Annotated in this window: 25 protein-coding genes; 17 read left to right on the plus strand and 8 right to left on the minus strand. The window is 54.4% G+C overall.

The features are described 5' to 3' along the window. Positions 1-60 precede the first annotated feature (60 nt). Genes waaA through coaD form a run of 3 tightly spaced genes read left to right on the plus strand, consistent with a single transcriptional unit; the run spans position 61 to position 2,587 of the window. The gene (waaA, locus tag HFD87_RS20205; RefSeq protein WP_010258275.1) at positions 61-1,335 is read left to right on the plus strand and encodes a lipid IV(A) 3-deoxy-D-manno-octulosonic acid transferase; all 1,275 of its coding nucleotides are present in this window, start codon (positions 61-63) and stop codon (positions 1,333-1,335) included. Then, on the plus strand, positions 1,335-2,111 hold the full coding sequence (locus HFD87_RS20210) for a glycosyltransferase family 2 protein (RefSeq protein WP_033773160.1): 777 nt from the start codon (positions 1,335-1,337) through the stop codon (positions 2,109-2,111). The genes waaA and HFD87_RS20210 overlap by 1 nt, the downstream gene beginning before the upstream one ends. Continuing rightward, entirely contained in the window at positions 2,108-2,587 is a 480-nt protein-coding gene (gene coaD / locus HFD87_RS20215) for a pantetheine-phosphate adenylyltransferase (protein WP_010258279.1), read from the plus strand. The genes HFD87_RS20210 and coaD overlap by 4 nt, the downstream gene beginning before the upstream one ends. Here coaD and mutM read toward each other — a convergent pair. The 4 genes from mutM to radC form a co-directional block, all read right to left on the minus strand. Next, positions 2,584-3,393, minus strand: a complete 810-nt coding sequence (mutM, locus tag HFD87_RS20220) for a bifunctional DNA-formamidopyrimidine glycosylase/DNA-(apurinic or apyrimidinic site) lyase (RefSeq protein ID WP_010672095.1) — start codon at positions 3,391-3,393, stop codon at positions 2,584-2,586. The two genes, coaD and mutM, sit on opposite strands and share 4 nt — an antisense overlap. 69 nt (positions 3,394-3,462) lie before the next feature. Continuing rightward, complete coding sequence (gene rpmG, locus HFD87_RS20225; protein WP_003024094.1) at positions 3,463-3,630, minus strand: 50S ribosomal protein L33; 168 nt, start codon at positions 3,628-3,630, stop codon at positions 3,463-3,465. A 19-nt stretch (positions 3,631-3,649) separates the two neighbouring features. After that, positions 3,650-3,886 (minus strand): 50S ribosomal protein L28, encoded by a 237-nt coding sequence (gene rpmB, locus HFD87_RS20230; protein ID WP_006121249.1) that lies wholly within the window; start codon positions 3,884-3,886, stop codon positions 3,650-3,652. A 241-nt stretch (positions 3,887-4,127) separates the two neighbouring features. Further along, positions 4,128-4,784, minus strand: a complete 657-nt coding sequence (radC, locus tag HFD87_RS20235; protein ID WP_010258361.1) for a DNA repair protein RadC — start codon at positions 4,782-4,784, stop codon at positions 4,128-4,130. A gap of 180 nt (positions 4,785-4,964) precedes the next feature. Here radC and coaBC point away from each other — a divergent pair, with 180 nt between their 5' ends. From coaBC to slmA, 3 genes are all read left to right on the plus strand, one after another. Continuing rightward, on the plus strand, positions 4,965-6,185 hold the full coding sequence (gene coaBC, locus HFD87_RS20240; RefSeq protein WP_060681328.1) for a bifunctional phosphopantothenoylcysteine decarboxylase/phosphopantothenate--cysteine ligase CoaBC: 1,221 nt from the start codon (positions 4,965-4,967) through the stop codon (positions 6,183-6,185). Then, positions 6,163-6,621 (plus strand): dUTP diphosphatase, encoded by a 459-nt coding sequence (gene dut, locus HFD87_RS20245; protein WP_022624903.1) that lies wholly within the window; start codon positions 6,163-6,165, stop codon positions 6,619-6,621. The genes coaBC and dut overlap by 23 nt, the downstream gene beginning before the upstream one ends. Before the next feature lie 120 nt (positions 6,622-6,741). Next, entirely contained in the window at positions 6,742-7,338 is a 597-nt protein-coding gene (slmA, locus tag HFD87_RS20250; protein ID WP_010258372.1) for a nucleoid occlusion factor SlmA, read from the plus strand. A gap of 35 nt (positions 7,339-7,373) precedes the next feature. Here the strand turns inward: slmA and pyrE are convergent, their stop codons facing one another. After that, positions 7,374-8,015 (minus strand): orotate phosphoribosyltransferase, encoded by a 642-nt coding sequence (gene pyrE / locus HFD87_RS20255; protein ID WP_031591887.1) that lies wholly within the window; start codon positions 8,013-8,015, stop codon positions 7,374-7,376. Between the two features lie 49 nt (positions 8,016-8,064). Next, entirely contained in the window at positions 8,065-8,781 is a 717-nt protein-coding gene (gene rph, locus HFD87_RS20260) for a ribonuclease PH (protein ID WP_010258378.1), read from the minus strand. A gap of 150 nt (positions 8,782-8,931) precedes the next feature. Here rph and HFD87_RS20265 point away from each other — a divergent pair, with 150 nt between their 5' ends. Further along, a complete protein-coding gene (locus HFD87_RS20265; protein ID WP_031591888.1) occupies positions 8,932-10,116 on the plus strand; it encodes a NupC/NupG family nucleoside CNT transporter in 1,185 nt (394 codons plus the stop codon). A 38-nt stretch (positions 10,117-10,154) separates the two neighbouring features. On the opposite strand, the gene HFD87_RS20270 is transcribed toward HFD87_RS20265, so the two are convergent. Further along, complete coding sequence (locus HFD87_RS20270) at positions 10,155-10,580, minus strand: DUF3574 domain-containing protein (protein ID WP_010672099.1); 426 nt, start codon at positions 10,578-10,580, stop codon at positions 10,155-10,157. A gap of 155 nt (positions 10,581-10,735) precedes the next feature. Between HFD87_RS20270 and HFD87_RS20275 the strand changes: the two genes are divergently transcribed. The 7 genes from HFD87_RS20275 to HFD87_RS20305 all read left to right on the plus strand — a co-directional run bounded on the left by HFD87_RS20275 (position 10,736) and on the right by HFD87_RS20305 (position 17,332). Next, complete coding sequence (locus tag HFD87_RS20275) at positions 10,736-11,599, plus strand: YicC/YloC family endoribonuclease (RefSeq protein WP_033766535.1); 864 nt, start codon at positions 10,736-10,738, stop codon at positions 11,597-11,599. Positions 11,600-12,022: 423 nt separating this feature from the next. Then, positions 12,023-12,946, plus strand: a complete 924-nt coding sequence (gene lpxP, locus HFD87_RS20280) for a kdo(2)-lipid IV(A) palmitoleoyltransferase (RefSeq protein WP_167423838.1) — start codon at positions 12,023-12,025, stop codon at positions 12,944-12,946. A 234-nt stretch (positions 12,947-13,180) separates the two neighbouring features. Next, positions 13,181-14,323 (plus strand): alanine racemase, encoded by a 1,143-nt coding sequence (locus HFD87_RS20285; RefSeq protein ID WP_167423844.1) that lies wholly within the window; start codon positions 13,181-13,183, stop codon positions 14,321-14,323. Positions 14,324-14,459: 136 nt separating this feature from the next. Then, positions 14,460-14,855 carry a hypothetical protein gene (locus HFD87_RS20290; protein WP_010258391.1) on the plus strand — a complete coding sequence of 132 codons (396 nt, stop codon included), beginning with the start codon at positions 14,460-14,462 and terminating at the stop codon, positions 14,853-14,855. 434 nt (positions 14,856-15,289) lie between these two features. Next, the gene (locus tag HFD87_RS20295) at positions 15,290-15,490 is read left to right on the plus strand and encodes a hypothetical protein (RefSeq protein ID WP_010258393.1); all 201 of its coding nucleotides are present in this window, start codon (positions 15,290-15,292) and stop codon (positions 15,488-15,490) included. A 146-nt stretch (positions 15,491-15,636) separates the two neighbouring features. Continuing rightward, on the plus strand, positions 15,637-16,281 hold the full coding sequence (locus HFD87_RS20300; RefSeq protein ID WP_010258395.1) for an oligosaccharide flippase family protein: 645 nt from the start codon (positions 15,637-15,639) through the stop codon (positions 16,279-16,281). A gap of 433 nt (positions 16,282-16,714) precedes the next feature. Further along, positions 16,715-17,332, plus strand: a complete 618-nt coding sequence (locus HFD87_RS20305) for a trimeric intracellular cation channel family protein (RefSeq protein WP_010258398.1) — start codon at positions 16,715-16,717, stop codon at positions 17,330-17,332. On the opposite strand, the gene ligB is transcribed toward HFD87_RS20305, so the two are convergent. Further along, entirely contained in the window at positions 17,270-19,021 is a 1,752-nt protein-coding gene (gene ligB, locus HFD87_RS20310; protein WP_167423839.1) for an NAD-dependent DNA ligase LigB, read from the minus strand. The genes HFD87_RS20305 and ligB overlap by 63 nt on opposite strands. A gap of 239 nt (positions 19,022-19,260) precedes the next feature. Here ligB and gmk point away from each other — a divergent pair, with 239 nt between their 5' ends. The 3 genes from gmk to spoT are packed head-to-tail and all read left to right on the plus strand — an operon-like array spanning position 19,261 to position 22,343. Next, the gene (gene gmk / locus HFD87_RS20315; protein ID WP_010258405.1) at positions 19,261-19,884 is read left to right on the plus strand and encodes a guanylate kinase; all 624 of its coding nucleotides are present in this window, start codon (positions 19,261-19,263) and stop codon (positions 19,882-19,884) included. Between the two features lie 54 nt (positions 19,885-19,938). Continuing rightward, positions 19,939-20,214, plus strand: a complete 276-nt coding sequence (gene rpoZ, locus HFD87_RS20320) for a DNA-directed RNA polymerase subunit omega (RefSeq protein ID WP_003851346.1) — start codon at positions 19,939-19,941, stop codon at positions 20,212-20,214. 20 nt (positions 20,215-20,234) lie between these two features. Next, positions 20,235-22,343 (plus strand): bifunctional GTP diphosphokinase/guanosine-3',5'-bis pyrophosphate 3'-pyrophosphohydrolase, encoded by a 2,109-nt coding sequence (spoT, locus tag HFD87_RS20325; RefSeq protein ID WP_010258411.1) that lies wholly within the window; start codon positions 20,235-20,237, stop codon positions 22,341-22,343.

Genomic DNA, 22,343 nt, shown 5'->3' on the forward strand with positions numbered 1-22,343 from the left:
TAACATGCCGCCATCTGATTTTAATCTGCTTTTAGACGCGAATTTGCTGTAACGGTAACTATGACGACCTTTTACACCGCATTGCTCTACTTAATTCAGCCACTGATTTGGCTGCGCCTGTGGCTGCGCGGTCGTAAAGCGCCTGCCTATCGCAAACGCTGGGCAGAACGCTATGGCTATTGTGTCGGCAAAGTTAAGCCCGACGGCATTGTGCTGCACTCGGTCTCTGTGGGTGAAACCCTGGCTGCGATCCCGCTGGTGCGCGCTCTGCGTCATCGTTACCCGACCCTGCCGATTACCGTCACCACCATGACGCCTACCGGCTCTGAACGCGCGCAATCTGCATTTGGCAAAGATGTGCATCACGTCTATCTGCCTTATGATCTGCCGGGTTCGATTAATCGTTTTCTGGATACGGTCAACCCACGCCTGGTGATCATCATGGAAACCGAGCTGTGGCCGAATATTATCCGCATTCTGCACCAGCGTAATATTCCGCTGGTGATCGCCAATGCCCGCCTCTCGGCCCGATCGGCCAAAGGCTACCGCAAGCTGGGTAAATTCATGCGCCGACTGTTGCAGAGCATCACGCTTATCGCGGCGCAGAATGCGGAAGATGGCGACCGCTTCCTGAGCCTGGGCCTGAAACGTTCTCAACTAACGATTACCGGCAGCCTGAAGTTTGATATTTCCGTGACGCCAGAACTGGCCGCCAGAGCAGTGACGCTGCGTCGTCAGTGGGCGCCGCGCCGTCCGGTGTGGATCGCCACCAGCACGCACGAAGGTGAAGAGGCCATTGTGCTGGATGCCCATCGCCGCCTGCTGCAGACCTTCCCGGATCTGCTGCTGATTCTGGTGCCCCGCCATCCCGAGCGTTTTAACGATGCCCGTGAACTGACGCAGGAACGCGGCTTCAGTTTTATCCTGCGCAGCAGCGGCGAGATCCCGTCTGGCTCAACGCAGGTGGTCATCGGAGATTCAATGGGCGAACTGATGCTGCTATACGGCATTGCCGATCTGGCCTTTGTCGGCGGCAGCCTGGTTGAACGGGGTGGACACAACCCGCTGGAGCCTGCTGCCCATGCGCTTCCGGTTCTGATGGGACCCCATATCTGGAACTTCAAAGATATCTGCAGCAAGTTGCAGGAAGGCCAGGGGCTGATCACCGTCACCGACGTGATTTCGCTGGAAAAAGAGGTCACCAACCTGTTACAGGATGATGATTACCGCCGTTATTACGGACGTCATGCGGTAGACGTGCTGCACCAGAATCAGGGTGCGCTACAGCGTCTGCTACAGTTACTCGAACCGCATCTGCCACCACGGGCCCACTAATGTCAGCACGCCAACGTCTTTCCGTGGTGATGATCGCCAAAAACGAAGCGGAACTGCTGCCTGAATGCCTGGCCTCGGTCAGCTGGGCCGATGAAATTATCGTGCTGGACTCAGGCAGCCATGACAACAGTGTCGAGATCGCCACGCAGGCTGGGGCGAAGGTCTACCTCAATGATGACTGGCAGGGCTATGGTATCCAGCGCCAGCGCGCGCAGCACTATGCCACCGGCGACATGATTCTGATGATCGATGCGGATGAACGCGTGACACCTGAACTGCGCGCCGCGATTGAGCAGGTGCTGGTCGCGCCACCCAGCCGTACGGTTTATAGCCTGGGCCGCAGTAATCTGTTTCTCGGCCGCTTTATGCGCCATAGCGGCTGGTATCCTGACCGCGTCATGCGACTCTACCCACGCACCTTCCGCTACAATGACAATCTGGTGCATGAATCACTGCAAAGTGACGGCGCGCCGGTGGTGGCATTACCCGGCGATCTGCAGCATCTGACCTGCCGCGATTTAATCGCCTTTCAGCGCAAGCAGCTGGCTTATGCCGAAGCCTGGGCTACGGAACGCCATCGGCGCGGTAAGCGTTGCAGCCTGTTTTCTCTGTTCAGCCATACGCTGGGCGCGTTTATGAAAACCCTGCTGCTGCGTGCCGGTTTTCTCGACGGAAAGCAGGGCTGGATTCTGGCGGTGGTCAATGCGCAATATACCTTCAATAAATATTCAGCCCTCTGGGCGCTGAATCATGCTTCGGCAAAAGGGCGAGTATGATCACGAAAGCCATCTATCCCGGAACGTTCGATCCTGTGACGCTCGGCCATCTCGACATCGTGACGCGGGCAGCGCAGATGTTTGATCAGGTCATTCTGGCCGTTGCCGCCAGCCCCAGCAAAAAACCAATGTTCAGCCTGGATGAGCGCGTGGCGCTGGCCGGTGAAGTGATAGCCCATCTGCCCAACGTTGAGGTGGTCGGATTCAGCGACCTGATGGCGAATTTCGCCCGTGACCAGCAGGCGAATGTGCTGGTTCGTGGCTTGCGTGCGGTGTCAGACTTTGAATATGAAATGCAGCTGGCGCAGATGAATCGTCACCTGCTGCCAACGCTGGAGAGTGTTTTCCTGATGCCGTCTGAAGGCTTCTCGTTTATCTCATCTTCGCTGGTCAAAGAGGTGGCGCGTCACGGCGGCGATGTGACCGCCTTCCTGCCCGCGCCGGTGCATCAGGCATTGCTGGCTAAACTGGCTTAATGCTGGCAGTTCGGGCACCAGTAGGTGCTGCGCTGCCCGTGTCTGCCGCTGACAATCGGCGTACCGCATGCCCGGCAGGGTTCGCCTGCCCGCCCATAAACCTGTAACTGCTGTGCAAAATAGCCGGGTTTACCGTCGGTCTGTAAGAAGTCACGCAGTGTGGTTCCGCCCTGCTCAATGGAGCGTAACAGCACCGCTTTGATGGTATTGACCAGCAGTTCCGCTTCGGCCTGCGACAGACTGCCGGCAGCACGATCGGGAATGATCCCGGCGGTAAACAGTGACTCGCTGGCGTAAATGTTGCCCACGCCCACCACCACTTTGTTATCCATCAGCCACTGCTTGATGAGCGTCCGCTTGCCGCGTGACTTCTCAAACAGGTAAGCGCCGTCAAACTCCTCGCTAAGCGGCTCCGGCCCGAGATGTGCCAGCACGCTGCTGCCCGCCAGATCGCTGCTCCAGAGCCAGGCGCCAAAGCGGCGCGGGTCGGTGTAGCGCAGCACTTTGCCGTTGCTCATGACCAGATCAACATGGTCATGCTTCGCCGCTGGCAGCTCTTCTGACAGCACGCGCAGGCTACCGGACATGCCAAGGTGGATAATGATCCAGCCATGCGGCAGCTCCAGCAGCAGATATTTAGCCCGGCGCTGCACACTGAGCACCGGCTGATCGCTCAGCGCCAGGATCTCCTGCGAAACAGGCCAGCGCAAACGTGAATTACGCACCACGGCGTGAAGGATGGTTTCACCGACCAAATGCGGTTCGATACCGCGACGGCTGGTTTCAACCTCTGGCAACTCTGGCATACCTTCTCCTCAGCGTTTTACACAAACAAAAAACCCGGCCGGAGCCGGGTTTTTAGCAGAACGCTAAAATTACTTAATTTTAGCTTCTTTGTAGAGCACATGCTGACGTACAACCGGATCGAACTTTTTCAGTTCCAGCTTCTCTGGTTTAGTACGTTTGTTCTTCGTGGTGGTATAGAAGTGACCTGTACCAGCAGAGGAAACCAGCTTGATCTTCTCACGAATACCTTTAGCCATGATTCAGTTCCTTAGTACCTTAGTACTTCTCACCACGGGCACGCATATCGGCTAACACCGTATCAATGCCCTTTTTATCAATAATACGCATACCTTTAACAGATACACGCAGAGTAACGAAGCGCTTCTCGCTCTCAACCCAAAAACGGTGTGAGTGCAGGTTCGGAAGGAAACGGCGTTTCGTCGCGTTCATTGCGTGGGAACGGTTGTTACCCGTCACCGGACGCTTTCCAGTTACCTGGCAGACTCGTGACATGTCAATATCTCCAAAAATCAAATCAGCTCGAGCTTTAAAAATTAGGTTTGGGCCGCCTCGTCAGGCTTGCAGCCCGCCAGGCGAATTCCATGGAACCCGCTAAGCTGGCCTAACCGCCAAACCCGAGATTCTCAAAGGTGGCGTAGTATACGCCGCTCAGCCCAAGTGCTCAAGTCCCGAACAGATAAAGATCCCGAATGATCGGGCAAAAAGCCGCCACCTGGCGTGAAATTTCCCCCTGTCAGAGCCATCCCCGCTCGGCAAAGGAGACATATTCGCCATGACCAATCACCAGATGATCGAGCAGACGGATGTCGAGTAGCTGGCAGGCTTCGCTGACTTTATGGGTCACTTCACGGTCTGCACGGCTCGGCTCCGCCATGCCCGACGGGTGATTATGCGCCAGTATCAGAGCGGCAGCATTGAGCTTCAGCGCTTCCCGGACGATCTCGCGGGGGTGAACTTCCACGCTGTTAATGGAACCAGAGAACATATTTTGTGCCCGCAGCACCCGATGCTGATTATCCAGAAACAGTGCCATGAAGATCTCACGCTCCTGATGGGCTAACAGACTTTGCAGATACTGGCGCGTGATTTGTGGATTTTCCATTGCGCTTTCGCGGGCCAGCTTACTGGCGAAAAAACGCTTCGCCAGTTCGGCAATCGCATGAAGCTGTGCCAGCTTGGCATCGCCGACCCCTTTGATTTCACCGAATGCCGCTTTGTCTGACGTCATGAGCTGATAAAGCGAGCCAAAACCGTCCAGCATCTGTCCGGCCAGCTCCAGGACGTTCTGTCCAGGCGATCCGGTACGGAGAAAAATGGCCAGTAGTTCGGTATCGCTGAGGGCATGCGCACCCAGCTTCCGGAGTTTTTCCCGTGGTCCCTTTATTTTCATGTCCGCTCTCCCTGAGATGAGCCTCAGCATGGCCCATCATGAAGAGTGCAGCTATCAGTGAAGCTGCAATCTACGAGACGGCTCGCAAACGCAGTCAGTGAAAAGGCGCATCCGCGCTTTTGTGATAAAGTCCGTGCATTCGCCGCCGCGAGCGGCAGAGAGCTTAGTGAGGCCAACATCATGATGGGATTAGCCGGCAAAAAAATTCTTCTTGGCGTGAGCGGCGGTATTGCTGCTTATAAAGCACCTGAGCTGGTGCGCCGCCTGCGCGATCGCGGTGCTGATGTCCGCGTGATGATGACAGAGGGTGCGAAAGCATTTATTACTCCGCTCAGCCTGCAGGCTGTCTCCGGCTATCCGGTATTTGACGATCTGCTTGATCCGGCAGCGGAGGCGGCGATGGGTCATATTGAACTGGCAAAATGGGCCGACCTTATTGTGCTGGCACCGGCCACTGCTGACCTGATTGCCCGTATTACTGCCGGTATGGCAAACGATCTGGTGACGACCGCCGTGTTAGCGACGGCCTCACCCGTGGCAGTGGTGCCCGCTATGAATCAGCAGATGTATCGTGCGGCGGTGACCCAGCATAATCTGCAGAGCCTGCAGGCGCGTGGCGTGCTGATTTGGGGACCGGACAGCGGCAGCCAGGCCTGCGGCGATGTCGGGCCGGGCCGGATGCTCGACCCGCTGGTGATTGTTGACCATGCGGTGCAGTGGGCCACGCCCGTCAACGATCTGCAACATCTCAACATTATGATTACCGCCGGCCCTACCCGTGAGGCGCTGGACCCGGTGCGCTACATCACTAACCACAGCTCCGGCAAAATGGGCTTTGCTATTGCCGACGCCGCCGCCAGACGCGGTGCACAGGTCACGCTGGTCAGCGGCCCGGTCAACCTGTCTGCGCCAGCGGGTGTGCGGCGAATTGATGTGACCAGCGCGCTGGAGATGCAGGCCGCCGTCATGAGTGAGATAGATAAACAACATATTTTCATTGCAAGCGCAGCCGTGGCAGACTACCGGGCAGCCGATATTGCGGCCGATAAAATCAAGAAACAGGGCGGCGATGATAACGTCACGCTGAACCTGGTAAAGAATCCCGATATTGTTGCCGGCGTCGCTGCACTTCAGGAAAACCGGCCGTTCGTCGTTGGATTTGCTGCTGAAACACAGAATGTGGAAGAATACGCCCGGCAAAAACGGGTGCGCAAGAATCTGGATCTGATCTGCGCTAACGACGTCGCTAAAGCCGGACAGGGGTTTAATAGCGACACCAATGCTCTTCACCTTTTTTGGCAGGATGGAGAAAAACGCTTACCGCTCAGCGATAAGTCTCTCCTTGGCCAACAATTAATAGACGAGATTGTCAGCCGTTATGATGAAAAAAATAGACGTTAAAATCCTGGATCCGCGCGTCGGCAAAGAGTTTCCACTGCCGACCTACGCGACTTCAGGTTCCGCTGGGTTAGATTTACGCGCCTGCATTGATGATGTTCTCGACATCGCACCAGGCACCACAACGCTGGTTCCGACCGGCCTGGCGATTCATATTGCCGACCCCGATCTGGCCGCTGTGATCCTGCCGCGCTCAGGCCTTGGCCATAAACATGGCATCGTGCTGGGCAACCTGGTGGGTCTGATTGACTCCGACTATCAGGGACAGCTGATGGTCTCGGTCTGGAATCGCGGCCAGGAAAGCTTCTCGCTGCAGCCCGGCGATCGCATGGCACAACTGGTCTTTGTACCAGTGGTGCAGGCGGAATTTAACCTGGTCGAAGATTTCGACGCCAGCCTGCGCGGCGAAGGCGGCTTCGGCCACTCCGGTCGCCAGTAACCCGCATTACCGACTTTCACTTACGCCCGTTATTTTTTCCTCATCGCCACAGGACGCGTTCCTGTGGCAGATGCGTAGGTGTTGCCTGTTTTTAGGTGAATTTCAGGGGTCTTTAAGGTCATGGCAGAAAAAAAAGTCGCGAAGCGGAATCGTCGCGAAGAGATTTTGCAGGCGCTGGCGCAGATGCTGGAGTCGGGTGATGGCAGCCAGCGCATTACCACAGCCAAACTGGCAGCCACGGTGGGCGTTTCCGAAGCGGCGCTGTATCGTCACTTCCCGAGTAAAACACGAATGTTCGATAGCCTGATTGAGTTTATCGAAGACAGTCTGATTACCCGCATCAATCTGATCCTCAAGGATGAAAAAGAGACCATGACGCGTCTGCGTCTGATCGTGCAACTGATTCTGGGATTTGGTGAGCGTAATCCGGGACTGACGCGCATTCTGACCGGCCATGCATTGATGTTTGAGCAGGACCGACTGCAGGGACGCATCAATCAGCTGTTTGAGCGGATTGAAGTGCAGCTGCGACAGGTGATGCGGGAACGGAAAATGCGCGAGGGCGAAGCCTTTCAGGCTGATGAGGCGCTGCTGGCAAGTCAGTTGCTGGCATTCTGTGAGGGTTTACTGTCACGGTATGTCCGTTCTGAGTTTCGTTTCAGTCCTACCGCAGACTTTGAGGCTCGCTGGCCGCTGATTGCCGCCCAGCTGGCGTAAAGCGTAAAAGAAGGCGGGCATTGCGCCCGCCTCTGTTAAATCCCGTACGCTTTCTGATAGGCACGTACCTGGGCCAGATGATCGGCCATCTCAGGCTTCTCTTCCAGCCAGGCAATCAGGTCTGCCAGCGTTATAATCGCGGTCACTTTGCAGCCGTAATCACGTTCCACTTCCTGAATCGCCGACATTTCTCCGCGTCCACGCTCCTGACGATCAAGCGAGACCAGCACGCCTGCCAGAGTGGCGTTGTGCGCACCGATAATATCCATCGACTCACGAATCGCGGTGCCTGCGGTGATCACATCGTCCACCAGCATCACTTTGCCCTGCAGCGGACTGCCAACCAGCAGGCCACCTTCGCCGTGATCTTTCGCTTCTTTACGGTTAAAGCAGTAAGGCACATCGCGGTCATGATGATCCGCCAGCGCCACCGCCGTGGTGGTGGCAATCGGAATGCCTTTATAGGCCGGGCCGAACAGCAGATCAAAATCAACAGCGCCATCCACCAGCGCCTGCGCGTAGAAGCGTCCCAGCAGCGCTAAATCCCGTCCGCTGTTAAACAGACCAGCATTAAAGAAATAGGGGCTTTTACGCCCGGACTTCAAAGTGAACTCACCGAACTTCAGCACCTGCTTGTTCAGGGCAAATTCAATAAACTGACGCTGCCAGGCTTTCATTTCTCACTCCTCAAATAAAGAAAAGGCGACTCTGAGGTCGCCTGTTACATCAATTTTCCAGCGCTGCTTTCTGCGCCTGAATTAATTCCTCAATTCCGCCCCGAGCCAGCGCCAGTAGCGTCAGCAACTCTTCATGGCTGAACGGTTCGCCTTCGGCAGTGCCCTGCACCTCGATCATGCGGCCATCTTCCAGCATCACGACGTTCATGTCGGTTTCTGCGGCTGAGTCTTCAACATACTCCAGATCGCACAGCGCTTCGCCTTTGACGATGCCCACTGAAATCGCCGCGACCATGCCCTTCATCGGGTTCGCTTTCAGTTTGCCGCTGGCCACCAGCTTGTTCAGCGCATCAGCCAGCGCCACGCAGGCTCCGGTGATTGATGCGGTGCGAGTGCCGCCATCGGCCTGGATCACGTCACAGTCGAGCGTAATAGTAAATTCACCCAGCGCTTTAAGATCAACCGCGGCGCGCAGTGAACGGGCGATCAGACGCTGAATCTCCAGCGTACGGCCGCCCTGCTTGCCTTTTGCGGCTTCACGCGCCATACGGCTGTGGGTCGAACGCGGCAGCATGCCATATTCGGCCGTTACCCAACCCTGGCCCTGGCCTTTGAGGAAACGCGGAACCCCTTCGTCTACCGAGGCAGTGCAAAGCACTTTCGTTTCGCCGAATTCCACCAGAACGGAACCCTCTGCGTGTTTGGTGTAATTGCGGGTCAATGTGACTGGACGCACCTGTTGTGCGCTACGGCCTGCTGGACGCATGGGTATTCTCCGGCTTGCTAATGATTGGCTGCGCATTATACGGACTTCCTTGTCCGCTGTCTCTTACGCTGGTCTGACGCAGGCATCAGATGAAATTCCCCGCCAGCTGTGGCTAAATGCGCGTTCCTTTCTCTCTGATAAAAAAGACATATGGCCGCCATTCTTCATTTCCTGCTGGCGCTGGTGGTGATCTTCGCCCTTGCGCTGCTGGTCAGTCATGACCGTAAACAGATTCGCCTGCGCTTTATTATTCAACTGATTGTGGTGGAAGCCGCGCTGGGTTGGTTCTTCCTTCACTCTGCCGGGGGTCTGGCGCTGGTCGGCTCGTTCGCCGGTTTCTTTGAGACGCTGCTGGGTTTTGCCGCACAGGGCACGGAGTTCGTGTTTGGCGGAATGAGCAAACAGGGGCTGGCATTTATCTTCCTTGGCGTGCTCTGCCCGATTGTCTTTATTTCGGCACTGATCGGCATATTGCAGCACTGGCGCATCCTGCCGCTGCTGATCCGTATTTTCGGGACGCTGCTGTCGAAGATTAACGGCATGGGCAAGCTGGAGTCGTTCAACGCCGTCAGCACGCTGATTCTTGGGCAGTCGGAAAACTTCATCGCTTATAAAGGGATTCTGGGTGATATCCCGCCGCGCCGGCTCTACACCATGGCAGCGACCGCGATGTCTACCGTTTCGCTGTCGATTGTCGGTGCTTATATGTCGATGATCGAACCGAAATATGTGGTTGCGGCACTGCTGCTTAACATGTTCAGCACCTTTATTATCCTGTCGATCATCAACCCGATGAAAAGCCAGGATGAGCAGCCTATCGCGCTGGATAAACTGCATGAAGAGCAGAGCTTCTTTGAGATGCTGGGTGAGTACATCCTGGCAGGCTTCAAAGTCGCGATGATTATTCTGGCCATGCTGATTGGCTTTATTGCCCTGATTGCTGCCGTCAACGCGCTGTTTGCGGCGGTGTTCGGCTACAGCTTCCAGCAACTGCTCGGCTACCTGTTCTATCCTCTGGCCTGGCTGATTGGCATTCCCAAAGCCGATGCCCTGCAGGCGGCCAGCATCATGGCAACCAAACTGGTGGCGAATGAGTTTGTGGCGATGATTGAACTGCAGAAAGTCGCGGCAGGCATGAGTGCGCGTGGACTGGGTATTCTGTCGGTGTTCCTGGTCTCGTTCGCTAACTTTGCCTCTATCGGCATTGTGGCGGGCGCAATAAAAGGCCTGAATGAGAAACAGGGAAATGTGGTTTCCCGTTTTGGCTGGAAGCTGGTCTATGGCTCCACGCTGGTCAGTCTGCTCTCCGCAGCCTTTGCCGGTCTGTTTATCTGATTATTCAACGGGCGGCAATTCTGCCGCCCGCTTTCGCCTTAGAATCCGACGCAGACGGGTGCATCCACCCGCATAACCGACTCCTGACCAAACCGTTTTTTATAGAGGCTGCGTAACGCCTCAATATCAACGTTGGTGGCGGGGTCGATCCCGTGGATCAGCATCAACGCCTTACTGTTCTCCCGTGCCAGCTGACCGTTCTCGCCCAGCCATTGCCCTTTGGCATCATAGACCGACAGGCCCGCTTTAAACCGTGGCGTGACCTCATTATCCACGAAGTTCATCCAGTCGAGTGAACTCACCCTGCCGCCATCAGGCTTGCTCAGTCCAAACCACAACGTGGTCTGCATCATCATGTCGCCACCCGCACAGATAGGTTGCGGTTTAGTGGGCGGCGAGTGGCGTGCCTGGCAACCTGCCAGCAGCAGAGCCATCACAACAGGAAGGGCAATAACGCGAGACATAGATCAGTCATCCTCACAAAGGGTCAATGGTCATCATAAGTGGCTGTCGCTGAAAGCGGAAATGGTTCGTTATTTTCCTGTGCGACGCTTATGCCTGTTATGCCGTGGCTCGCCTCGCTATACTTCACCCATCTTTCCGCAAATGAGTACCGCTTATGATCCGCAGTATGACCGCTTATGCCCGCAGCGAAGCCAAAGGCGAATGGGGCAGCGCCGCCTGGGAGCTGCGTTCCGTGAACCAGCGTTATCTGGAAACCTACATCCGCCTGCCGGAACAGTTTCGTGGGCTGGAGCCGGTTATCCGCGAGCGCATTCGCCAGCGTCTGACGCGCGGTAAAATTGAGTGCAACCTCCGTTTTGATGCCGATCCCAGCGCACAGGGCGAACTGATGCTCAACGAAACGCTGGCGAAACAGCTGGTGCAGGCTGCCAACTGGGTAAAAATGCAGAGCGACGAAGGCGCGATTAATCCGCTGGATATTCTGCGCTGGCCGGGTGTGATGTCTGCGCAGGAACAGGATCTGGATGCCATCAACACCCAGTTGTTGCAGGCACTGGATGGTGCGCTTGATGACTTTATTGCGGCACGTGAAAGCGAAGGTACCGCCCTGAAAGCGATGATTGAGCAGCGTCTGGAAGGCGTCTCGCAGGAAGTCAGCAAAGTGCGCGCGCAGATGCCTGAGGTGATCAAATGGCAGCGTGAGCGGCTGGTCGCCAAACTGGAAGATGCTGAAGTCCAGCTGGAAAACAATCGCCTTGAGCAGGAACTGGTGATGATGGCGCAGCGTGTTGACGTTTCTGAAGAGCTGGATCGTCTGGATGCGCACGTTAAAGAGACTTACAACATCCTGAAAAAGAAAGAAGCAGTTGGCCGCCGTCTCGACTTTATGATGCAGGAGTTCAATCGTGAGTCGAACACGCTGGCTTCGAAGTCGATCAACGCTGAAATCACCACGTCAGCTATTGAACTGAAGGTGCTGATTGAGCAGATGCGCGAGCAGATTCAGAATATCGAGTAATTTCCACTCAACAAAGCGCTCGCAGTAGCGCTTTGTTCCCCTGTCAGGCGCTGTCAGCACTTAAAGAGTTAGCTCCTTCCGTCAATTGATCGCTTTTTCAGCGCGGCCAGCATCAGAATCAGGTAAAGATAAATAAATAATCATTTCCAGACTGTTCCTGAAACGGCCTCGCTTACAATTAAAGCTTCTTTCAGGCTTAGATTAATTATTTGAAAAATAATGATTTTATCGGCTTAATGTACTTTTATAGCCGGTATTAACGCCTCTCCATGAAACAGGTCAATCCTGTAGATGCCGGAGTTTCCCTTTCTTTGAAGGCACTTTTTGATAAAATGTTGGTCGAAATCAGTACAGCTGTACCGCCTTAAGACTCATGGAAGTGCTCTTTGTGCGATGCATCCCTCTATCCCATGAAGGTTGTTAATGAAAAACACCGGAAAATTTAGCAGTTCGCTGCTGCATCCGCGTTATTGGTTTACCTGGTTTGGCCTTGGCGTACTCTGGCTACTGGTCCAGCTCCCCTATCCTGTTCTTATCCGTCTCGGTGCCGGTGCCGGCAAAATCTCTCGCCATTTCCTGCAGCGCCGCGAGCGTATTACCCGTCGTAACATCGAACTCTGCTTTCCGGGCATCAGCGAAGAAAAAACAGAACATATGATTGCCGGCAATTTCGCGTCGCTTGGGATGGCGCTGGCTGAAACCGGTATTGCCTGGTTCTGGTCTGACCGTGCGGTAAGACGTCTGTTTAAAGTATCGGGAATGGAAAACCTGCATGCCGCGCAGAAAGAAAAGCGAGGCGTGATGCTGATTGGTGTGCATTTCATGTCACTGGAGCTGGGCGGCCGCATCAGCGGACTCTGTCAGCCAATGATGGCGATGTATCGCCCACACAATAACCAGGCGATGGAGTATGTGCAGACCAAAGGGCGGATGCGCTCAAATAAAGCGATGATCGACCGTCGTGATCTACGCGGTATGGTTAATGCCCTGAAACAGGGTGAATCGGTCTGGTTTGCGCCTGATCAGGATTACGGCCCCAAAGGCAGCACCTTTGCGCCGCTGTTTGCGGTGGAAAAAGCCGCCACGACTAACGGGACTTTTGTTCTGTCGCGTCTGGCGAAGCCAGCGATGGTGCCGATTATGCTGATTCGTAATCCAGGAAATGATGGCTACCATTTGATCATCGAACCGATGCTGGAAAATTATCCTCATACGGACGAGGCTGCAGCTGCAGCTTATATGAACAAAGTGATCGAAAATCAGATCCTTCGCGCACCCGAACAGTATCTTTGGCTGCATCGTCGCTTCAAAACCCGGCCACCGGGTGAAGAGTCGCTCTACGTCTGAGTTAACTGATAAAGCAGGCCTCGCGCCTGCTTTGTTGTTTTAATCTGCTGAACGACATCTGCTCTACGTCCACTCTCTCATCCTCGTTTGCTGTGCTCTCATACTGACTCTGCCGTTATAGCTACCACTGCAGTTTCAGCTGTTCAGCACACCTGTCTGCGTCCGGCAGGCTGGTATCAAAGAGATAATTAAGGAATGATGAATCCTCTTACCTCGTCAATGCCGGACAATCTTATGGATATCAACGATACACAGCAGTGGCAGCGTCCGCTGATTGATGATCGCCTTACGCCCTATATTGAAGTGGATGCAGAGCGCCTGGAGCAGAACCTGCAGCATATGCAGCGCAAAGCCAGTGCGGCAGGCGTCGCGTTGCGACCCCATATCAAAACGCATAAAAGCGTCTGGATTGCGCAGCGTCAGATCGCGTCCGGTGCACAGGGTGTGACCGTCTCTAAGCCCAGCGAAGGCATCAGCTTTATTCAGGGCGGTGTTCGTGATCTGCTATTAGCCTACCCGATTGTGCAACCGCAAAGCGTGGCTGAATTGCTGCGCCACGCTGTGCTTCATCAGGCAAAGCTCACCCTGATTGCGGACAGACTGCAGGGCGTGGCGGCTATTGCTGATGCCTGCCAGCAGCAACCGGAATGCGACCTGGCGGTAGCGATTAAGGTTGATGTTGGATTACATCGGATAGGTGTCAATCCTGATACAGATGAAGCGGTGCTGATTGCTCAGGCGCTGCAGGACAAAGGGTTACGCTTTGCCGGATTAGTGTCACATGCTGGCCACGCTTATGGTGCCGGGAATGCCACGGCCATTGCGGATGTCGCCCGGCAGGAAACGGCATTGATGCAGCGAGTACAGGCAAAACTGCAGGCGGCTGGTTTTACCGACTGCCCTCTCTCTGTAGGTTCAACGCCTACGGCGCTGGCAGCAGAGGTTGCACCCTGCATTCATGAAATCCGGCCCGGAAACTATGCACTACTGGACCTTACCGCCTGCCGTCTCGGATTAAGTCACGTCGATCAGCTGGCAATGAGCGTCATTACCCGTGTCGTGGCGGTGAACGATCATTTCGCGATTGTGGATGCCGGGTCAAAAATGCTGAGTTCGGATAAAGGGCCACACGGCACCAATGCCAGCGGCTTTGGTGTGGCAGCCGACGAAGCGGGTCAGACTTATGAAGTGACAAAATTATCTGAGGAGCACGGTTTTCTGCTTTATCAGGATCGCCGCCCTGAAGTCGGCACGCTGCTGCGTATCTTCCCTAATCACAGTTGTGCCGTGATGGCGCAGTCGGACGGATTTGTTCTGCGGCACGCTAACGGCCATAGCGAAGATCATGTGGTTTCTGCGCGCGGCAATTTCATCTGAGTCAGTGGCAGACAGCATCATCCGTTGTCTGCCATTTGTACGAAACCCTTTCAACACCACACTTCTGCTGTTACAGCGTTTTAACAAGCCTGGCCTCATGCTTTAATGCTTTTTTAGCTTATTCACTGGAGGTTACATGCTCTCCTCTCGCACTCTGAGCCTGACGATTCCACGTCACTGGTTAGATCTTTATGAAACCATCTGGAAGCCAGAGTTTTTCCCAAAGTGGGCTTCCGGGCTGACGCACAGTGCGTTAGAACCCGATGGCAATCGCTGGCGTGCTAAAGGCCCCCAGGGCAATGTGAAGATCCGGTTCTCGCCACATAATCCGTTTGGGGTAATGGATCACTGGATTGATAGCGGCTCGGGAAAGGAGATCTACGTACCGATGCGCGTGATAGCAAACGAACAGGGCGCCGAGGTGATGGTAACGGTTTATCGCCAGCCATTTACTTCAGATGAGAAATTTAAGCAGGATATTGAATGGGTTAGCAACGATCTTGAGAAACTCAACCAGCTTCTTACACAATAAATCAATGACTTAGCGCGCCTTTTTCTCTGCATTTATCACTGGCCGTTAATGAAAAAAAATAGAAAAACTTTCGACGATAAAGCATAAAGCGCTTATCTGATTACTCATCATCCTTACGCATTTATCACCAACCCTGCTTAAGCATCGCTGCCAGGAAAAATCCTGGCAAAATCCTCTGAAAGGCAGGCGCCCCCCTCTGATTTCGGGCCTCCTTGTTTGCCGCACAAACAATTTCTGACTGACCCATACATTAATCATTAACAATCGTTTATTAGCAATCTGCTGGGGATTTAATATTTATCATGCATAAAGTGAAACCATTTATTTCTGCGGTCGCGTAATCAGACTTTTCTTATGGTGTTAAATTAAATAAAACAATGTATAAATCATTCCACACACAGCAATACCCATAATGATAAAGCAGGAAAAAAGTCATGGACCGCTCAACGTATCCTTTGTTATCAGAAAAAGAATGCGTTGAGATTGCCGCAAGGATGCTGGCAGGAGAATATAAAACTACAACAGGATTTATTCGTGATCTGGCGGAATTCTTATTCGCTGAAGGGAATTCCGCCATGACACGAAACAGCGATTTTACCAGGGATATCTTTTTTATCCAGGCATCATTTGATTGAATCCATAATAACATGGCAAGCCTGTAAAGCGTTTTCAGGACTTCGGCCGGAAAAATTGCACTAACTAACGGTGTTACAGCAACCTCTCCTTGCCGTTACACAACTATTTAATTCTCACAGAGTCGATGGACTCTAACGAGTATATTATGGCAATACGTGAAAGCAGTCTGAATGGCGCAAAATGGTCTCTGCTCTCTTCAATCAAAATTATTGGCATCGGCGTATTACAACTCTCGTTGCTGGCGCAGATTCTGCAGGCGAATGAGCTCAATCTGCTGGCGATCGCCGTGATAGCTTTACTGGCTATCGATACTCTGGCCGATCGGGGCTTCTCAAATACGCTGATCCGCCGCTCGATTCTCTCTATCAATGACCTCTCCACGATCTACTGGGGTAATATGTTGATGGGGGTCGCGGTGTTTGGTCTGTTATTTACTGGCAGCCATCTGCTGACCAGCCTTTTTGATCAGCCTGAACTGGCATTAATGCTGCAGATGGTCTCAGTGGTGTTTATTATCATCCCACAGGGTCAGCATTACCGTGCGATATTACAGCGCGAAAAACAATATACCCGTATCGCTTTTGCTGAAACCTCCTCGGTATTAGCCGGACTTGCCGTCACCTTATTTACCGTCTGGCTGACCCCTTCAGTATTGTGTGCGATCTGGGGTTACCTGGCGATGGCATCCATTCGTATGCTGATTTACTGCTACTACGGTCGTTCATGGTTCCAGCCGGAATACCGTTTTAGCCTGAATGCATTTTCTAAAATTCGTGCAAGAAACAAATAATAAAATAAGTCTGTATGGTGGGCTCTGAGCATCCGAAACGATGCGTTGGCGTGCTGTTAACCAGCACGCCTTTTCTTTTTATTTAGTCTGTCGCAATATTTACCTGATCGATTCTTTTCCCGCAGCATCCAGCCCTTTTTTATCTCCTGTATAAACTGGTTTTCGACCAGCGGCTATCTGGCGATCGTCGTCAGTTCACCGCCCGCCCTGAGTGGGAAAACCCCACGCCGGAACGCGCAAACCCTCTGTACGTTGTTTCCTCTCAACTTTTTCAATCACCTGCCGCAGTCCCTTCGCAAAAAAGTCTTTCTATGATGACGCCAGCGCTGGCTGGTATAAACTGCGCTCATCCCGGACGCCGATCGCCAGAAAATCTTCGGCGCCGTCTCTCAAGCAATGCCGTAGTCTTGCCGCCGTCTTACTGGAGTCTGCTATGTTACTGACCGTTCTCTACATTATTGGTATTACTGCTGAAGCCATGACGGGTGCGCTGGCGGCGGGGCGTCGCAAAATGGATCTGTTCGGTGTCATCATTATCGCGTCCGTGACCGCCATTGGTGGCGGTTCGGTGCGCGACATCCTGCTGGGTCACTATCCGCTGGGCTGGGTGAAACATCCCGAATACATCATGATTGTTGCAGCGGCGGCGGTAGTGACCACTTTCCTGGCACCCCTGATGACGCATCTGCGCAAAGTGTTTCTGGTGCTCGATGCGTTAGGACTGGTGGTCTTTTCTATTATCGGCGCGCAGGTTGCGCTCGATTCAGGACACGCCATGATTATTGCCGCGATAAGTGCGGTCATTACCGGCGTCTTTGGCGGCGTACTGCGTGACATGTTCTGTAATCGCATTCCGCTGGTGTTTCAGAAGGAACTCTACGCCGGTATCGCTTTCGCCTCTGGCTGGATGTATATCCTGCTGCTGAAAACCACACTGGCGCATGAAGCGGTGATTATCATTACCCTGCTGTTCGGATTCTTCGCCCGTTTACTGGCGCTGCGCTTCCGTCTTGGTTTGCCGATTTTCAACTATCCCCATCCCGAGCATTGAGGATGCGGGAATTCCCTGCTGTCTCAGAAAAGCGATCAGCGTCTGCAGGCGGGCATCATGGAACTGCGTAACCAGGCGCTTTGCCAGCGCCGCCCCGACACCCGGTAAAGCTTGCCAGTCCCTGACATCCCGCTGCGTTAAGCTCTCCCACTGCTGATCGGGCAGCGCATTGAGGGCCTTCCGCGGCAGTGAAACACCTAAGGCATCCACCCAGCGACGAAGCGGCTGCTGACGGGTGAGATTAAAACGGTGCCAGAGCTGACCCGCCCGCTCCCGAGAGAGGCCCGTTGCGGCGGCGATCTGTTCCGGTGTTAACGTCAGCCAGCCGAACAGGTGCGTCATACTGCCGGTTTCCAGTAAGTGCAGCCAGGTGCTGCGCTCAACGCCAGGAATATTCAGTACCGTTTTCTGACTGAGCCAGCGTAATTTTGCCAGTAGCTGCTTCTGGCATTCAGCGCTGAAGGTGTAACAACTCAGCGGCGTGTAGCGCGACGCGTCGGGAGGCTGAGGATAGTGCCGCTCTGCCACGCGCCAGATCACCCGCTCCAGCCGGGGAATGCCCTGGCCTGCCAGACTCAGTGTGATGACATCTCCCGCCACGATATCGCTCTCCTGCCAGCGACGCAGCGATCCAACATTGACCCGCCTGACCGTCTTATCATCCAGCTGTACCGGCTGCAGATTAAGTACCGCGGCTATCTTCCCGGTTCGGCCGACTGGAAAATCGACGGAGAGCACTTCAGCGCTGACTTCCGGAGGCTGATATTTCCAGGCAACGGCCCATGTTCCTTCTCCAGGCAGCCAGTTTTTGCCCGCAGGTCGCAGGCTCTGATGAACGACGACACCGTCAGTGACAAAGGGCAGCTCAGCATGAAACCAGCGCTTCCGCCACGCTGCAACCTCCTCTTCGTCTTTAACGCTGTGGCTCCAGTTTGCGGCAACGCCCAGTCCCCAGCGGCTGAGTTGCTGAAGGCGTTCCGTCATCGTGGCGGGGCCATCTGGCCAGGCCCAGATAAAAATATCGAGCGAATCCAGCAGAGGAACCCGCTGCTTGCTCATCATGGCGCCAGCGACCTGTGAGCGCGCATTCCTGCCGCCATCAACCGCCTGCTGATGACCGGTCATCGACAGAAACAGCTCACCCTGCAGCACAACCTCTTCAAGTCCGGTCTCGATCTGCAGCGGAATCGCAGGGATCCAGGCGGCTTTAGCCAGCCACTCTTCACCGCGTAATCCATCACCACGACTCAACAGTGAAACCAGTCTGCCGTGGCGATAAACCAGGGAAACGGCAATGCCATCCACTTTCGGCTGCACCCAGAGATCGTGCCGCCCCTGCATCCAGTAAGCCAGGGCCAGCTTGTCGCGCATCTTTTTTACGCCCGTGTGGGCGACCGGATGCAGGTGCTCACCCTCACCCGGCAGTTGCGGTGCGTAAGCGGGCTGCGGAGGGTTAAAGCAGTGCTGCCAGTGATTCAGTCGCTGCTGCAGACTGTCATAATCTGCATCAGCCACCGGACTCTGTCCCTGACGATAGTAAGCATCATCCCAGTGCTGCAGCTGCTGTTGCAGACGACGGATCTCTTCTGACGCCCGGGTGGGTGTCCAGACGGGACAAAGGGCGCTATGTGCAGGCCATAGGACGATCCACAGAGCAGCCGCAAACAGCGGCCAGCCGAATCCTTTCATGATCTCTCTCCTGACGTTTTGCAGCATTCAATACCGGTGCTTCAGCGTCAGCCAGAGGTGATGTTCAGCTATGGAAGGGATGCCGTCGCAATCAGGGAATAATTACAGTCGTCCGACAGAGATTTGCGCGAAGATGCGCAAAAGTTGGGTGTTGCCGCTGCGCAAACGCTGCGTGGCGGCGGGAAGCTGTGTATACTGTGCAGGAAATCGACTCCGCTTTTAATCAATTCAAGAAAACCATGGCTCAAGGCACGCTCTATATTGTTTCTGCTCCCAGCGGCGCAGGTAAATCCAGCCTGATTCAGGCGCTGTTAAAGACCCAGCCGTTGTATGATACGCAGGTCTCTGTTTCGCACACGACGCGCGGTATGCGTCCGGGTGAAACCCATGGCGAACATTACTTTTTTGTTGAGAAGCATGAATTTGAGCAGATGATCGCGGAAGAGGCTTTCCTCGAACATGCCAAAGTTTTCGACAACTATTACGGTACCTCGCGCCATGCTATTGAGCAGGTGCTGGCAACCGGCGTTGACGTGTTTCTCGACATCGACTGGCAGGGTGCGCAGCAAATTCGCACCAAAATGCCTGGCGCACGCAGCATCTTTGTTTTGCCGCCTTCGAAAGAAGAGCTCGATCGCCGTCTGCGCGGTCGTGGCCAGGACAGCGAAGAGGTGATCACGCGTCGCATGGCTCAGGCGGTAGCGGAAATGAGCCACTACGCCGAGTATGACTATTTAATTGTGAATGATGATTTCGATCTGGCGCTGTCCGATCTGAAAACCATTATTCGCGCAGAACGTCTGCGTATGGCGCGTCAGAAGGCGCGTCACGATGCTTTAATCAGCAAACTGTTGGCAGTCTGAATACAGTTTCAGTATGATGCGCAGTCATTTCTTCATCTGTGGAGTAGCACACCTATGGCACGCGTAACCGTTCAGGACGCAGTAGAAAAAGTTGGTAATCGTTTTGACCTGGTGTTGGTCGCTGCACGTCGTGCACGTCAGATGCAGGTAGGCGGCAAAGATCCACTGGTTCCGGAAGAGAACGATAAACCTACCGTTATCGCCCTGCGCGAAATCGAAGAAGGTTTGGTCACCAATCAGATTTTAGATGTGCGTGATCGTCAGGAACAGCAAGAGCAGGAAGCCGCTGAGTTACAGGCCGTTACCGCTATCGCTGAAGGTCGTCGTTAACAGCCACCTGCAGGTCGCCCTTGTATCTGTTTGAAAGTCTCAATCAACTGATTGAAAAATACTTGCCAGAGGAGCAGATCAAGCGCCTCCAGCAAGCCTACCTTGTCGCACGTGATGCCCACGAGGGACAGACACGCTCCAGCGGTGAGCCTTATATCACCCACCCGGTTGCCGTGGCCTGTATTCTGGCGGAAATGAAGCTCGACCATGAAACTCTCATGGCCGCGCTGCTGCATGACGTGATCGAAGATACGCCTGCCACTTACCAGGACATGGAACAACTGTTCGGTAAAAGCGTGGCGGAACTGGTCGAAGGCGTTTCCAAGCTGGATAAGCTGAAATTCCGCGACAAGAAAGAAGCGCAGGCAGAGAACTTCCGCAAGATGATTATGGCGATGGTGCAGGATATCCGCGTCATTCTCATCAAGCTGGCTGACCGCACCCACAATATGCGTACTCTCGGCGCATTACGCCCGGACAAACGTCGCCGCATCGCGCTGGAAACGTTAGAGATTTACAGTCCACTGGCGCACCGCCTGGGTATTCATCATCTTAAAACAGAGCTGGAAGAGCTCGGTTTTGAGGCCCTCTATCCGAACCGTTATCGGGTCATTAAAGAGGTGGTGAAAGCCGCGCGCGGTAATCGTAAAGAGATGATCCAGAAGATTCTTTCTGAGATCGACGGCCGTTTGCAGGAAGCGGGCATTCCCTGCCGCGTCAGCGGGCGTGAAAAGCATCTTTACTCGATTTACCGCAAAATGACGCTGAAAGAGCAGCGTTTTCACTCGATCATGGATATCTATGCCTTTCGCGTCATCGTGAAAGATCTGGATACCTGCTATCGCGTTCTGGGCCAGATGCACAGTTTGTATAAACCGCGTCCGGGCCGCGTCAAAGATTACATCGCCATCCCCAAAGCGAACGGCTATCAATCGCTCCATACCTCAATGATTGGTCCGCACGGCGTGCCGGTCGAAGTACAGATTCGCACCGAGGATATGGATCAGATGGCGGAAATGGGGGTCGCTGCGCACTGGGCTTATAAACAGGCGGGCGAAAGTGGCACCACCGCACAGATTCGCGCTCAGCGCTGGCTGCAAAGCCTGCTGGAGCTGCAACAGAGTGCGGGCAGTTCGTTTGAATTTATTGAAAGCGTGAAGTCCGATCTCTTTCCCGATGAGATCTACGTCTTTACACCTGAAGGCCGCATTGTTGAGCTGCCAACCGGTGCGACACCGGTGGATTTCGCTTATGCGGTCCACACCGATATCGGCCATGCCTGTGTTGGCGCACGCGTTGACCGCCAGCCTTATCCGCTGTCGCAAACCCTGACCAGCGGTCAGACGATTGAGATCATCACCGCGCCAGGCGCCCGTCCTAACGCCGCCTGGCTCAACTTTGTCGTCAGCTCCAAAGCCCGCGCAAAAATTCGTCAGCTGCTGAAAAACCTCAAGCGCGAAGACTCCGTCAATCTGGGTCGCCGCCTGCTCAGCCATGCGCTGGGCGGCAGCCGTAAACTGGCTGAGATCCCGCCGGAGAATATCAGGCAGGAGCTGGATCGTATGAAGCTGACCTCGCTTGACGATCTGCTGGCAGAAATCGGTCTGGGCAATGCGATGAGCGTGGTGGTGGCGAAGAACCTGTTGCAGGCTGACAGCAACGCCATCAGCAGCAACAGCAAGCGCGGTAAACTGCCGATCAAAGGTGCAGATGGCGTGTTGATTACCTTCGCCAAATGTTGCCGTCCGATTCCCGGTGATCCGATTGTTGCCCATGTCAGTCCCGGCAAAGGGCTGGTGGTGCATCATGAATCCTGTCGGAATATTCGCGGCTACCAGAAAGAGCCTGAAAAATTCATGCCGGTCGAGTGGGATAAAGTCACCGAGCAGGAGTTCGTGGCGGAAATCAAAGTCGACATGTTTAACCATCAGGGCGCACTGGCTAACCTGACGGCGGCAATCAACACGGCCGGTTCCAATATTCAGAGCCTGAATACCGAAGAGCGTGATGGCCGCGTTTACAGCGCCTTTATCCGCCTGACCGCACGTGATCGCGTCCATCTGGCGAATATCATGCGTAAAATTCGCGTGATGCCGGATGTGATTAAAGTCCATCGTAACCGTAATTAG

This window comes from Pantoea sp. EKM21T (assembly GCF_011800405.1).
GTDB classification, from domain to species: domain Bacteria; phylum Pseudomonadota; class Gammaproteobacteria; order Enterobacterales; family Enterobacteriaceae; genus Pantoea; species Pantoea agglomerans.

Bases quoted from the DNA above. Each gene is read 5' to 3' on its own strand.
- waaA (WP_010258275.1), top strand. From the start codon at position 61: ATGACGACCTTTTACACCGCATTGCTCTACTTAATTCAGCCACTGATT.
- HFD87_RS20210 (WP_033773160.1), top strand. From the start codon at position 1,335: ATGTCAGCACGCCAACGTCTTTCCGTGGTGATGATCGCCAAAAACGAA.
- coaD (WP_010258279.1), top strand. From the start codon at position 2,108: ATGATCACGAAAGCCATCTATCCCGGAACGTTCGATCCTGTGACGCTC.
- mutM (WP_010672095.1), bottom strand. From the start codon at position 3,393: ATGCCAGAGTTGCCAGAGGTTGAAACCAGCCGTCGCGGTATCGAACCG.
- rpmG (WP_003024094.1), bottom strand. From the start codon at position 3,630: ATGGCTAAAGGTATTCGTGAGAAGATCAAGCTGGTTTCCTCTGCTGGT.
- rpmB (WP_006121249.1), bottom strand. From the start codon at position 3,886: ATGTCACGAGTCTGCCAGGTAACTGGAAAGCGTCCGGTGACGGGTAAC.
- radC (WP_010258361.1), bottom strand. From the start codon at position 4,784: ATGAAAATAAAGGGACCACGGGAAAAACTCCGGAAGCTGGGTGCGCAT.
- coaBC (WP_060681328.1), top strand. From the start codon at position 4,965: ATGATGGGATTAGCCGGCAAAAAAATTCTTCTTGGCGTGAGCGGCGGT.
- dut (WP_022624903.1), top strand. From the start codon at position 6,163: ATGATGAAAAAAATAGACGTTAAAATCCTGGATCCGCGCGTCGGCAAA.
- slmA (WP_010258372.1), top strand. From the start codon at position 6,742: ATGGCAGAAAAAAAAGTCGCGAAGCGGAATCGTCGCGAAGAGATTTTG.
- pyrE (WP_031591887.1), bottom strand. From the start codon at position 8,015: ATGAAAGCCTGGCAGCGTCAGTTTATTGAATTTGCCCTGAACAAGCAG.
- rph (WP_010258378.1), bottom strand. From the start codon at position 8,781: ATGCGTCCAGCAGGCCGTAGCGCACAACAGGTGCGTCCAGTCACATTG.
- HFD87_RS20265 (WP_031591888.1), top strand. From the start codon at position 8,932: ATGGCCGCCATTCTTCATTTCCTGCTGGCGCTGGTGGTGATCTTCGCC.
- HFD87_RS20270 (WP_010672099.1), bottom strand. From the start codon at position 10,580: ATGTCTCGCGTTATTGCCCTTCCTGTTGTGATGGCTCTGCTGCTGGCA.
- HFD87_RS20275 (WP_033766535.1), top strand. From the start codon at position 10,736: ATGATCCGCAGTATGACCGCTTATGCCCGCAGCGAAGCCAAAGGCGAA.
- lpxP (WP_167423838.1), top strand. From the start codon at position 12,023: ATGAAAAACACCGGAAAATTTAGCAGTTCGCTGCTGCATCCGCGTTAT.
- HFD87_RS20285 (WP_167423844.1), top strand. From the start codon at position 13,181: ATGGATATCAACGATACACAGCAGTGGCAGCGTCCGCTGATTGATGAT.
- HFD87_RS20290 (WP_010258391.1), top strand. From the start codon at position 14,460: ATGCTCTCCTCTCGCACTCTGAGCCTGACGATTCCACGTCACTGGTTA.
- HFD87_RS20295 (WP_010258393.1), top strand. From the start codon at position 15,290: ATGGACCGCTCAACGTATCCTTTGTTATCAGAAAAAGAATGCGTTGAG.
- HFD87_RS20300 (WP_010258395.1), top strand. From the start codon at position 15,637: ATGGCAATACGTGAAAGCAGTCTGAATGGCGCAAAATGGTCTCTGCTC.
- HFD87_RS20305 (WP_010258398.1), top strand. From the start codon at position 16,715: ATGTTACTGACCGTTCTCTACATTATTGGTATTACTGCTGAAGCCATG.
- ligB (WP_167423839.1), bottom strand. From the start codon at position 19,021: ATGAAAGGATTCGGCTGGCCGCTGTTTGCGGCTGCTCTGTGGATCGTC.
- gmk (WP_010258405.1), top strand. From the start codon at position 19,261: ATGGCTCAAGGCACGCTCTATATTGTTTCTGCTCCCAGCGGCGCAGGT.
- rpoZ (WP_003851346.1), top strand. From the start codon at position 19,939: ATGGCACGCGTAACCGTTCAGGACGCAGTAGAAAAAGTTGGTAATCGT.